A 12,616-nucleotide genomic window follows, 5' to 3' on the forward strand; every position below is an offset into this window, starting at 1 on the left:
TCACGTGCTGACGGAGATCGTTACGCGGGTGCGAACCAGACCGCACCGTACGGTCCGACCTGGACGACGGCGTTGCCCTCGGCGTCGGTGCGGATCCGGCCCATGTTGCCGACCCCGGAGCCGCCGTACACCTCCGCGTCGGTGTTGAGCACCTCCAGCCACGACCCGGTGCGCGGGAGCTTGATCGGGTGGCTGTGCAGCGGGATGCCGGAGAAGTTGGCCACGCAGGCCAGCAGCTTCTTCGACGTCTTGCCGTGGCGTACGAAGGAGACGGTGTTGCTGCCCGAGTCGTGCGGGTCGATCCAGCTGAAACCGCCCGGCTCGGTGTCGCGGGCCCACAGGGCTGCGCTGTCGCGGTAGATCCGGTTCAGGTCGCGCACCAGCCCGCGCACGTCACCGTGGTAGTCGGCGTGCGCCCAGTCCAGCCCGAACTGCTCGCTCCACTCCGATTCCTGGGCCAGCTCCGCACCCATGAACAGCAGTTTCTTGCCCGGGAAGGCGTACATGTAGCCCAGCAGCCCGCGCAGCCCGGCCAGCCGCTGCCAGCGGTCGCCGGGCAGCTTGCCCATCAGCGAGCGCTTGCCGTGCACCACCTCGTCGTGGCTGAGCGGCAGCACCCACTGCTCGTCGAAGGCGTACACGCTGGGCCAGGTCAGCTGCGCGTGGTGGTAGCTGCGGTGCGACGGGTCCTTCTGGAGGTACTCCAGGGTGTCGTGCATCCAGCCCATGTTCCACTTCATGCCGAAGCCCAGGCCGCCGGTGTCCACCGGCCGGGAGACGCCCGGCCAGGCCGTCGACTCCTCCGCGATGGTGAGCACGCCCGGCTGGTCGGCGTACACGGAGGTGTTGAGCTCCTTGAGGAAGTCCACCGCCTCCAGGTACGTGTTGCCGCCGTACACGTTGGGCGTCCACTGCCCGGCCTCGCGCGAGTAGTCGAGGTAGAGCATCGAGGCGACCGCGTCCACGCGCAGCCCGTCGACGTGGAACTCCTCGCACCAGTAGCGGGCGTTGGCGATCAGGAAGTTGCGCACCTCGCGGCGGCCGTAGTTGAAGACCAGCGTGCCCCAGTCGGGGTGCTCGCCGCGCTGCGGGTCCTCGTGCTCGTAGAGCGGGGTGCCGTCGAAGCGGGCCAGGGCCCACTCGTCCCGGGGGAAGTGGGCGGGCACCCAGTCCAGCAGGACACCGATGCCGGCCTGGTGCAGCCGGTCGACGAGGTGGCGGAACTGGTCCGGGTCGCCGAAGCGGGCGGTGGGCGCGAAGAAGCCGGTGATCTGGTATCCCCACGAGCCGCCGTACGGGTGCTCCATCACGGGCAGGAACTCCACGTGCGTGAAGCCCAGGTCGGTGACGTAGGCGACCAGCTCGTCGGCGAGTTCCTTGTAGGACAGCCCCGGCCGCCACGAGCCCAGGTGCACCTCGTAGGTGGCCATCGGCCTGGCGTGGTGGTCGGCGCGCTTGCCGCGCCCGGCCATCCAGGACTCGTCGTTCCAGGTGTAGTCGGAGGAGAAGAGCACCGAGGCGTTCTCCGGGGGGCACTGCGCCGCGACGGCCAGCGGGTCGGCGCGGTAGGTCCAGCGGCCGTCGGCGCCGTGGACCCGGTAGCGGTAGCGCTGCCCGGCGGCGGCGTGCGGCACGATGGCCGCCCAGACCCCGCTGTCACCCTGCGGGCTCATCGGGATGCCGTCGTCCGGCCACCAGCCCGAGAAGTCGCCGATGACCTGGACTTCCCTGGCGTTCGGCGCCCATACCGCGAAGCGCCAGCCCTGGCCCTCGGGCTCCGGGTTGGCCCCGAGCACCTTCCAGAGCCGCTCGTGCCTGCCCTCACCGATGAGGTATAGATCAAGATCGCCGATCAGGTTCATGGCTTCTCCTCGTCGTGCGCAACGCCCCGTTGACCAACGAGCCGAAGTTCTGCCTGCGCCCTCATCGGAGCAGGTTTCCGTCAGGGACGATGATCTGCGGGCGCTCACCGCCGGCCTGCTCGGCCAGGCGCTCGACCTGGAAGGCGGGTTCCTGGGCGATGGCGCTGCGGTAGGTCTGCACGGTGCTGGCCGCGATGGTCTGCCAGCCGTACCGCTTGGACACCATGGTCAGCGCCCGCTTGGCGATCTGCTTGGCCTTGACCGGCTCGGCGAGCAGCGTGCCCACGGCGCCGGCCAGCGCCTCGGGGTTGCTGTGCGGGAAGGTCATGCCGGTCACGCCGGGCTCGACGATCTCGGCCAGGCCGCCGGTGTCGGCGACGGCCAGCGGCGCGCCGGCCGCGGCAGCCTCCAGCGCGACCATGCCGAACGGCTCGTACAGCGAGGGGACGACGGTCGCGTCGGTCGCCGCGAGCACGGCGGGCAGTTCGCGCTCGGACAGGAAGCCGATGAAGCTGACCTGCTTGTCGATCTTCAGCGCGTGCGTGGCCTCGACCAGCTGCTCGCGGTAGGGGCCGTCCCCGGCGATGACCACGCGCAGGCCCGGGTGCTCGTCGGCGAGCTGCGGCACCGCGTCGACCAGGTGCTGCACGCCCTTCTCGTACACCAGCCGCCCGGCGAAGCCGACCAGCGGGCCGTCCCCGGCGAACCGGGACCGCGCCTCGCGGACCGCCTGCACGGGGGCCTTCCAGACCCGGCCGTCGACCCCGTTGGGGATGACGTCGACCTTGCCGATGGGCAGGTTGAGCAGCCGGGTGACCTCCCAGCGCATGTACTCCGAGCAGACCAGCACCCGGCAGGCGCGGTGGCCGAGCCACCACTCGACGGAGTGGATGCTCTTGTTCAGGTCCTCCGGCAGCCAGCCCTGGTGCCGACCGGCCTCGGTGGCGTGGATGGTGGCGACCAGCGGCTTGCCCAGGTGCTCGGCCAGCGTGACAGCGGTGTGCGTGACCAGCCAGTCGTGGCCGTGGATCACGTCGTAGTCGTCGGCCTCGGCGGCCCGCAGCGCGGCCCGGGTGAGCGTGTGGTTGAACGCCATCGTCCAGGCCAGCAGCGTCGGGGTGGCCAGTGGGAACAGCGGCGGGTCCTCCGGTGCGCGCACGACGCGCACGCCCTGGAAGCCGGGCGCGGGCGGGGGCGCGTACTCCTCCAGCGGGGCGCCCGGCGCATGCCGGGTGACCACGGTGACGTGGTGACCGGCCAGCACCAGTGAATTGGCCAGCGCATGCACGTGCCGGCCGAGGCCGCCGACCACAACCGGCGGGTATTCCCAGGAAAGCATCATGATCCGCAGCGGCTTCGATGCCGTCGGCAGACCCGATGGGACGGGAAGGTTCATGGTCATGCGGCCCCCTCGCAGCGACTCCCGGGCATACGGAACCAGGCACCGGACACTCGATGCCGCGTACGCCTTTGGGGTTGTACAAAGTCTGACTGATACCAATTTCGAGCTGGGGACCTTGTGTTTCGTGTCTGTTACGCTCTGCTACTACTCAGTAGACGTGACGTGAACTCTCATCGTCTCGGCCACGCTCCACGCCTGGAACGGGCAGCCCGTGGCCCGGTGCGGGGCGTCGCCGTCGGCGGTCTCGCTGACCGAACCGAGACCGAAATCACCCAGGTGCGCCAGCAGCCCGGTCAGCACCTCGCGGTTGGGCAGGCCGGCCCGGCGCCGCGCGTCACCCAGCGGCCCGATCAGCCACGGCCACACCGTGCCCTGGTGGTAGGCCAGATCACGGTCGCGCAGGGTGCCGCCGTGCACCGGCCGGTAGGCCGGGTCGGCCGGGTCGAGGCTGCGCGGCCCCAGCGGGGTGAGCAGGGCGTCGGTGATCCGGTGCAGCACCGCCGGGTCCGGCTCCATCGGCGCGTACGGCAGCGAGTACGCCAGCAGCTGGTTCGGCCGCAGCGCGGCGTCGTCAGGGTCGATCACGTCATAGAGGTGGCCGGACGGCGCGGGGAAGCGCCGCCGGAACGCCGCCTCGGTCACCGCGTGCCGCCGCCGCACGTCGTCGCTGTGCCGCCCGGCCCGCTCGCGCAGCGCGGCCAGCGCCGCCAGCCCGTTGCACCACAGCGCGTTGATGTCGACGGCCTTGCCCGCGCGCTGGGTCACCCCCATCCCGTCGACGCGGGCGTCCATCCAGGTCAGCGCCTCCCCGTCGGCGCCCTGCAAGAGCAGCCCGTCGCTCTCGTCCACCTTGATCCCGTAGCGGGTGCCGCGCAGGTGCGCCGCCAGCACCTCGTCCAGCGCGGGCACCAGCTCCGCGGCGAGATCGTCGTCGTCGGTCGCGCGAACGTGCCGGTCGATCGCGTGCAGGAACCACAGCGTCGCGTCGGCGGTGTTGTGCCCGACCGCCCCGCCGTCGGCCGTGTTGGCCAGCATGCCCTCCGACAGCGTCGCCGCGTACGCCCGCAGCAGCTCACGCCCCTGCTCCGCACGCCCGGTGGTGAGGAACAGCCCCTCATATGAGGTCATCGTGTCGCGGGACCACGCGCCGAACCACGGGTAGCCGGCCACCACGTCCGGCCCGCTCGCCGTGGTCACCACGAACGCGTCCGCGGCCAGCGCCAGCTCAGCGGCGTCGGCGTCGGCCGCACCGGCGGTCAGAGCCCGGCGGCGCGCGCGGTCCGTGTCGATGATCGCCCCGGCCGGAGGCGGCTCGACACCCAGGTCGCCGGACCAGGCGGTGACCTCCAGGGCGTCGCCGGGCTCGGCCAACGTCGCCGTGAACCGGCCCGCCAGCAGCAGATCCTCGTTCGGCACGTACCCGCGTTCGGCCTCCATCCGGTGGTGCACGTTCAGCAGCCAGGTGCCGTCGGGAGCCCAGACGGCGTCGGCCGCCCGCTCGGCCCACGGCCGGGTGTCGGGCGGCCCGGCGGGCGGCGCTGCGGCGTGACCGCCGGCGGCCAGGCGGCCCCGGAGCCGGTAGGCGTCCGCGATCACTGCTCCGCCGGCGACCTCGCGCACCGGCAGGTCACCTGCGCGGCGCTCGCCGTGCTGGTCACGCCAGGTGCACAGTGCCTCCAGGGACAGTTCGACCGGGCCGCCGCTGACCAGCCGGTCGACCACGGCCACGCAGGACGAGCCGTGCCGCATCGCGAGCGTGCGCTCCAGCACCGTCGCGCCGATCCGCCAGCGCCACCGGGGCAGGCCGTCCACCAGTGCGAACTCCTCCAGCAGGAGGTATCCCTGCGGGGCGAGCGTGCCGTCGGCCCACTCGTGGCTGCCCAGCCGTACGATCCGTCCACCGGGCAGGCGTACCACCGGATCGAGTGCCGCCAGCCCGACGTGCCGGGACGCCGGCGTGTCCCCCGCGACCACCAGCAGACCGTGGTAGCGCCGGGTGCGCAGCCCGCTCACCGTGCCCATCGCGTAACCGCCGCGCCCGTCGGCCACCAGCCACTCCCGCGCCGCGCCGAGGGCCGGCTCGCCGCATACCTGCGTCCCGAATCGCATGCAGCAACTCTGCCAAAAAACCAGGGCAATCGGGATGGTGATCGCGCGACTCAGCCAAAGTTACGCAGACGTGTAACAGAGGCAGGGGACAATCACGGGGTGGGCGAGCAGAGCGGGGAGATGCGTGACCGAGCGTAGCGAGGGAACCGGGTGGCACCGCGGCCACGCGGCCGACGAGCGTAGCGAGGAGAACGCGTGAGTGACGCGGAACGCAGGAGACTGGCCGACGCGGATGCCGGGGCCGAACCCTGGCGGATGTGGGGGCCGTACGTCTCCGAGCGGGCCTGGGGCACCGTGCGCGAGGACTACAGCGAACACGGCACGGCCTGGGAGTACTTCCCGCACGACCACGCCCGCTCCCGCGCCTTCCGCTGGAACGAGGACGGGCTGGCCGGCATCTGCGACGAGCGGCAGACCTTCTGCTTCGGCCTCGGCCTGTGGAACGGCGCCGACCCGATCATCAAGGAGCGCATCTTCGGGCTGACCGGCAACGAGGGCAACCACGGCGAGGACGCCAAGGAGTACTGGTGGTACACCGACTCCACGCCGACGCACTCGTGGATGTCTTGGCGCTACCACTACCCGCAGCGCGAGTTCCCGTACTCGGAGCTGGTCGCGGTCAACCGGCAGCTGGACCGCTCCGAGCCGGAGTACGAGCTGGCCGACACCGGGGTCTTCGCCGACGACCGCTACTGGGTGGTCACCGCCGACTACGCCAAGGCCTCGCCGACCGACATGTGCATCCTCGTCTCGGTGACCAACCGGGGCGCGGACCCGGCGAGCCTGCACGTGCTGCCGACGCTCTGGTTCCGCAACACCTGGTCGTGGGGCCTGCCGGGCCGCGACGACAAGCCGGAGATCGTCGCGGACCTGGTCGACGGGCACGGCGAGCTGCGGGCCCAGCACCGCATCCTGGGCCGGCTGACACTCCAGGGCGACGGCGCGCCCGTGCCGCTGGCCTGCGACAACGAGACCAACGCGGCGCGGCTGTGGGGCTACGAGGAGACGCCCGACTACCCGAAGGACGGCATCGCCGACCACGTGGTGCACGGGCTGCCGACGGTCAACCCGGAGCGCACCGGCACCAAAGCCTCGCTGCACTACGTGCTGACCGTGCCGCCGGGCGAGACGGCGCAGATCAGGCTGCGGTTGACCCAGATCGCCGCGCCGGGCGGCAAGGAACGCCCCGTGCCCTCGCTGGGCGGGGAGTTCGACCAGGTCATGGCCGCCCGCAAGGCCGAGGCCGACCAGTACTTCGCCTGGCTGGTCCCGCCGGGCACCCCGCCTGCGCAGACGCAGGTGGTGCGCGAGGCCGTCGCCGGGCTGATGTGGGGCAAGCAGTTCTACCACTACGACGTGGCCCGCTGGCTCGACGGCGACCCGGCCTCGCCCGCCCCGCCGGAGGGCCGCCGGTTCGGGCGCAACAGCGCCTGGCGGCACATGACCAGCTTCGACGTCATCTCCATGCCGGACCCGTGGGAGTACCCCTGGTACGCCGCCTGGGACCTGGCCTTCCACTGCGTCGCGCTGGCCCGCGTCGACCCGCACTTCGCCAAGGAGCAGATCCTGCTCCTGCTGCGCGACTGGTACCTGCACCCCAACGGGCAGATCCCGGCGTACGAGTGGGCGTTCGGCGACGTCAACCCGCCCGTGCACGCCTGGGCGGCGCTGCGCGTGTTCGAGATCGACGGCGGGCGCGACTACGCCTTCCTGGCCCGCGTGATGCACAAGCTGCTGCTCAACTTCACCTGGTGGGTCAACCGCAAGGACACCGGCGGCAACAATCTGTTCGAGGGCGGCTTCCTCGGCCTGGACAACGTCGGCCCGTTCGACCGCTCGGCGTCGCTGCCCGTGCCCGGCGTGCTGGAGCAGTCCGACGGCACCGCCTGGATGGCGATGTACGCCCTCAACCTGCTGGAGATCTCGCTGGTGCTGGCCACCCACGACCGGGTGTGGACCGACATAGCGACCAAGTTCCTCGAACACTTCGCGTACATCGCCAACGCCGCCTCCCACCAGGGACTCTGGGACGACGAGGACGGCTTCTTCTACGACCTGCTACGGCGCACCGACGGGCGGGAGGTGCCACTGAAGGTGCGCTCCGTGGTCGGCCTGCTGCCGCTGTGCGCGACGACGACGCTCAGCTCGGTGACGCTGGTCCGGCTGCCGGAGATCGCGGCGCGGCTGCGCTGGTTCCTGACCAACCGGCCCGAGTTCACCGAGGTCGTCGGGGCGCGGCGGATCTCCGACGGCGGTCAGCAGCAGCGGCTGCTCGCGGTCGTCGGGCCGGAGCAGCTGCGGCGCATCCTGAGCCGGATGCTCGACACCGACGAGTTCCTGTCCGACTACGGGCTGCGCACCCTGTCCCGGGCGCACCTGGACAAGCCGTACACGATCCGGCTCGGCGGGCACGACTACACCGTCGGGTACGAGCCGGCGGAGTCGACGAACGGGCTGTTCGGCGGCAACTCCAACTGGCGCGGGCCGATCTGGTTCCCGGTGAACTACCTGCTCATCGAGGGCATCCGGCACTACGCCCGGTTCTTCCACGACGACCTGCTGGTGGAGTATCCGACCCGGTCCGGCCAGAAACTGACCCTCGACCAGATCGCCGACGACCTCTCCGACCGGCTCATCGCGCTGTTCCTGCCCGACAAGGACGGCAACCGGCCGTACCTGCCGAAACACCCGCTGCTCAGCGACCACCCGGACTGGACCGCCCACCTGACGTTCCCCGAGTTCTTCCACGGCGACAACGGCATGGGCATGGGCGCGACCCACCAGTGCGGCTGGACCGCCCTGGTCCTCGACCTCATCCTCACCCGCAACCGCCCCCACGGGGGCCGTTGACACCTCGCTTGTGCCTGCAGTTTCGGGGAAAGTGCGCTTGACCGACCGTCGATGGCTGCACTTTCCCCGAAACTGCAAACCGAGCCGGCTCGGGCACAGATGTGAAGGTTGTGTTTCGTCGTGTGCTGAACCGGTTTGCGGCGCTACGGCGGACGAATTGAGCGCAGGACATCGATGACCGGTCGGAGCGATGGCTAGTCCCCACCGAGACGCTGCTCTCCCACGATTTGGACGCTGCCAGAGGAGTCGCTCTAGTCGTCGTCTCGCCCGGGGGCGCCGCTAATTGGTTCGCCGATTCAGGCAACAGTGAAAGATGATCGGTTGTGCTGGTCGCACATATCGTGGGGATCTTGCGCGCAGGGGCGGCACCAAGAGTTGTTCGGGGCTGTTGCTTCCGACAAAGGGATCGTTTCTGTCCCCATTGTGCTATACGGAGACGGCTGTCCTTGAGGCTGGCCGATCCAATGGGCATTACCCGTCGTACTGCCGGCCGAGCGAAGAGAACGTTCCGATCCGCACATAGCGCCTGCTGGGCAATCGTCGGCGAGGCAGTTTTCATGAAGGCTTGTTTCGCCACATCTCGTGAAGCGAAGCAAACCTTCTAGTGCCGAGGAGACGGACTAACCGTGAGCCAGGATTTGCCACCCACCGAGACCTATCACGTCGGTATCCCGCCAGTTGCTTCACCTCAGAAGCGCGGTGGCAGGCGTGGAATTTTGTTAGGCATCGGTGGCGGTGTCGCTGTTATGGCACTTTTGTGCTGCGGTGGCGTCGTCGCCGTTGTGGCGACCTCGGGCGACCCTCGGCCGGATAGTTCCCCGACACGGGCAGCTGGCGTCCAGGCTGCGCCGTCACCGCTCGTATCGCCGGTCGCCGTCTTGAGTCCGTCCCCCTCGCCCACGGTAGTCGCGACGAGTGCGGTGGCGGTTCCTGCCGACAAGGTCTACTCCGGGAGAGGCGACAAGGTCGTCAAGTTGGCGAAGTTCGACGAGGAGTACCACTACATCGCGAAGATCTCGCACAGCGGCTCCTCCAACTTCGCCATCAAGTCGCGTGGCAGCAACGGCGAGTATCTCGATCTTCTGGTTAACGAGATCGGCTCGTATGCCGGGACGAGGCCGCTGACCTTTGAGGACTATCCGGCAGCGTTGGAGATCACGGCTGGAGGAAGCTGGAAGGTCACCGTTCAGGTTCTCCAGAAGGCCCCCCGTTGGAGCGGTGCCCTGTTGAAGAGCAAAGGCGACGCCGTCTATCTCGTGCCGAGCGGTGTCCTTGGGGGCCTCTCCACATTGAAAGTCTCCCACACGGGGAGGTCGAACTTCGCCCTGTGGGCATGGGGTGAATCCGGCCGAGACCTGGTGATCAATGAGATCGGTAAGTACTCGGGAGAGGTGCTGGTCAGCTCAGAGACGATAGTGTTCGAGGTGACCGCAGACGGATCGTGGTCCGTTCAGAAGTCCTAGTCGTAGTCGGGGCGTCGTCGAAATCGTATCCGGGTTCAGGAAGCTGGACGTGTTGCGCAGCCTGGGTCATGAATTGCTTCGCTCGTGCCAGCAGGCTGGTACGAGCGAAGCCAGGTTTGGAGTTCGACCTTCGCGGTTTTGACGGCCTCCGAACCTGCCTCAGCCTCGATCTCCTGGCGAACAGTGCACCAGTCCGGGTACTCAGCTTCCGACGTGCGCCCCCTTTTCGCGTGCCGCGGGGCCGATGGGCGGTGCATCTGTTCTCTCGAAGGATCAGTGGTTGATTCGGTGATGGGCCAGGTAGTTGGCTACTGTGGTCAATCGGGACAGATCCGCCATCCTGTCTACGAACTCCACCCCCGATAGATGGTCTATCTCATGCTGGACCACGCGTGCGACGTACCCGGTGAACGTTTGGGTGACGGGGGTGTGTGCCTCGTTGAGGTACGTGACGGTGATGGATTCGAACCGAGGGACTGGTCCCATGATTCCGGGAACACTGAAGCATCCCTCCCAGTCCGTTACCTGCCCGGCGGAGTGGTCCACGATCATGGGGTTGACCATCTGTACCAGCGGGTGTTCCGGTCGATCCGGGAACACATCGGTTCTGCGTACCTCGACCACTATGGCCTTGGTCGCCGCTCCGATTTGAGGTGCCGCGAGTCCCGCTCCGTTGAGCGAGCGCAGCCGGCTCACCATGGCATCCAGCAGTGGCTTAACTTGGTCAGCACTCGTAGCTTCCAGCGTGGGGGCCTTCAGCCGTGGGTCACCGATGGTGACGACGCCCTCGCTGGCGACGCCTGTGATCCAGTCTCGGCTGCTCGGTGGGAGTGCCATTACCTCGTGTGCTCCTTACGGCGTGCGGGGAGTCGTTGTGGTGATACGTGTTCATCTCTCTGCTCTTTGACGGCGTCTTCAAGCCTTTGCGCCACTCGCCGGTACGCGGTGGACTTACGTAGACCATGCGGGGCGAGTTTCTCCTCCTGCCGCATCAGCTGCACCGACATGAACCCGTTGGAGGCTGCTGCGTCGAGCATGGCGATAGCTGCAGGCTCGTCGCCCAGTTCAGCCAGGGCGTGGAATAGCCGGTATCGGATGTATCCGTTGGTGCCGCTGTTTTCGATGAGATAAGTGACTGTCTCCATTGTTGCCGTGCGGTCTTGCAACGCGGCGTACAGATTTGCCGCCCAAGCAGTGGTGCGATGATTGGCGCCCAGGCTGGCACTCTCTGCACGCGATGCGCCTTGGGCCCATACTTCTCTCGCGGACTTCTCAACGCCGTGCCGTCTGTGCAGATAGCCGAGGAGAAGCCACTGGGTGATGTCGGCATCGTCAACGCGGATCGCCTCCGTCGCCACACGGAGCGCATACTCAAGTCCTGTTGGAGAGTTCGCGCTTGCCAGGGCCACTGCCCACCGGGTGTTCGCGTCGCCTTGATGGTGGTCGAGGTATGGCTTCGCGATCTCCACGGCCAACTCGTGCTGGCCTAACAGCAGTCGACACCAGATGGTCAGCTTGGACGCGGCTGGGTGAGTCGGATCCTCGCGCAGTACCGATGTCGCCAGCGGCAATGCCAGCTCGGCCATACCGGCGTTCATCAACGCCCTCGCGTACGCGATCGCTGCGTCCAGGCTGTCGGGATGCCGTAGATGAATCGACCTGCCGACCTCTAGGGCGCGCCGATGCCAACCCATGTCCCAGCAGGTGCGAATGAACGTGGTGTGGGCGGCGACGGAGTCGGGGTCAACTGTCAATGCTGCCTCGACGTCTCGGAGAGCGCCGGTCAACGCCGCTTGCGGGGCGTCGGTCCATCCAGCGAAGTATTGACGCCACCTCGCGTAGCCCCGGTCGGCGATCGCCGGCGCAAGGCGTGGATCCCTGCCCACCGCCCGGTCGAGAAGAGCCTTAGCGGCCTCGATTTCACGGCGTTGGTTGCCGTGGAGTAAGCCGTGTCCACGTACGTAAAGTTCACGAGCACGTTCGTCGACTGCCAGGATCGACTGACCCTGCCGGGGTGGGGTGGCACCGAGCCCCGCGGTTCTCGTCAGCATCGACGACACCCTCCACACCTGCGCAGGCACGGCGGGTTCCTGGACGCGTCTGGAATCGTCATTTGCCTTGGCGAGCACCAACTGCCCGCCGGCATTGAGGGCGGCGTCAACAGCTCTGATGACCGAGTCCGAGGGGTGCTGCCTGTTGTTCTCTATCCGGCTGAGCAGCCCGAAGTCGACTGGCACAGCCCGACCGAGCTGTCGCAACGACAACCCGTGCGCCTTGCGGAGACGACGTAACGCCTCACCCACAGTCTCGTCCATCGAGTTGCATCCTGCCTGATGTGTGCGATGTTGACCCTTGTCCGGGCACAACTGTCAACACCTGCAGCCGCCGCCTTTGACCAGTCACGCTGAATCAGGCGCGAGGCGGGGGTGACGAACGGTCCGCTCGCCTCGCTGCCCATCACGACGGTAGTCGGAGGGTTGGTGAGGATCAATGAAGGTCGCGCCTGGATGTCGTCCCGCATGGGCCGAGGAGGACACACAGTCACTGATGGCGCTGCGTGTGCAGGAACGCAATGTGGCCGCTTCCACCGGCTGGAACTCGTCCACCCGGGTCGTGAAAGCAATTCGCGATCACCTTCAGGGGGATGGGGAGGCAGTCATGGCGAGCCAGAGTCCGACGAACTGGGTGGCGGTCAACGGGGCGTTGGTAGCCGTCGGCCATCATGTCGCCCTCGATCTCACTCCCGACACGGTCGGCGTGATCGAGGACGTGCATCCGATGTCTGGGCTGCCTAAGGTCCGGATTACCGAAGGGCCTGGCGTGGGTGGAGTAATCCACCCGTACCCCGGACAGATTCTTGCAAGGGTGCACCGCAGGTAAGTGCAGCTTGAGCACTGTCGCTTGTTAAGAAGGGCACCTTCTACCTCGTT

8 protein-coding genes are annotated in these 12,616 nt (G+C 68.1%); 3 read left to right on the forward strand and 5 right to left on the reverse strand.

The genetic code is table 11. The annotated features are described in order from the left end of the window. Positions 1–20: 20 nt before the first annotated feature. The 3 genes from glgB to F6W97_RS19430 form a co-directional block, all read right to left on the reverse strand. Positions 21–1,862 carry a 1,4-alpha-glucan branching protein GlgB gene (gene glgB / locus F6W97_RS19420; RefSeq protein ID WP_196279237.1) on the reverse strand — a complete coding sequence of 614 codons (1,842 nt, stop codon included), beginning with the start codon at positions 1,860–1,862 and terminating at the stop codon, positions 21–23. 61 nt (positions 1,863–1,923) lie between these two features. After that, the gene (locus F6W97_RS19425) at positions 1,924–3,258 is read right to left on the reverse strand and encodes a glycosyltransferase family 4 protein (RefSeq protein ID WP_196279315.1); all 1,335 of its coding nucleotides are present in this window, start codon (positions 3,256–3,258) and stop codon (positions 1,924–1,926) included. A gap of 150 nt (positions 3,259–3,408) precedes the next feature. Beyond that, positions 3,409–5,373 (reverse strand): amylo-alpha-1,6-glucosidase, encoded by a 1,965-nt coding sequence (locus F6W97_RS19430; RefSeq protein WP_155371833.1) that lies wholly within the window; start codon positions 5,371–5,373, stop codon positions 3,409–3,411. 255 nt (positions 5,374–5,628) lie between these two features. On the opposite strand from F6W97_RS19430, the gene F6W97_RS19435 reads away from it, so the two are divergent. Together F6W97_RS19435 and F6W97_RS19440 are read left to right on the forward strand one after the other, a co-directional pair. Continuing rightward, positions 5,629–8,223: an MGH1-like glycoside hydrolase domain-containing protein gene (locus F6W97_RS19435; protein WP_155372977.1), complete on the forward strand. Its 2,595-nt coding sequence runs from the start codon at positions 5,629–5,631 to the stop codon at positions 8,221–8,223. A 920-nt stretch (positions 8,224–9,143) separates the two neighbouring features. Then, entirely contained in the window at positions 9,144–9,686 is a 543-nt protein-coding gene (locus F6W97_RS19440; RefSeq protein ID WP_155371835.1) for a hypothetical protein, read from the forward strand. Positions 9,687–9,959: 273 nt separating this feature from the next. Here the strand turns inward: F6W97_RS19440 and def are convergent, their stop codons facing one another. Continuing rightward, complete coding sequence (def, locus tag F6W97_RS19445) at positions 9,960–10,523, reverse strand: peptide deformylase (protein WP_155371836.1); 564 nt, start codon at positions 10,521–10,523, stop codon at positions 9,960–9,962. After that, the gene (locus tag F6W97_RS19450; protein WP_155371838.1) at positions 10,523–12,001 is read right to left on the reverse strand and encodes a helix-turn-helix domain-containing protein; all 1,479 of its coding nucleotides are present in this window, start codon (positions 11,999–12,001) and stop codon (positions 10,523–10,525) included. Before F6W97_RS19450 ends, def begins: the two co-directional genes overlap by 1 nt. Before the next feature lie 232 nt (positions 12,002–12,233). On the opposite strand from F6W97_RS19450, the gene F6W97_RS19455 reads away from it, so the two are divergent. Next, positions 12,234–12,566, forward strand: coding sequence for a hypothetical protein (locus tag F6W97_RS19455; protein WP_155371840.1), 333 nt, complete (start codon positions 12,234–12,236; stop codon positions 12,564–12,566). Positions 12,567–12,616 lie beyond the last annotated feature (50 nt).

This window comes from Catellatospora vulcania (assembly GCF_009720385.1).
In the GTDB taxonomy this organism is placed as follows: domain Bacteria; phylum Actinomycetota; class Actinomycetes; order Mycobacteriales; family Micromonosporaceae; genus Catellatospora; species Catellatospora vulcania.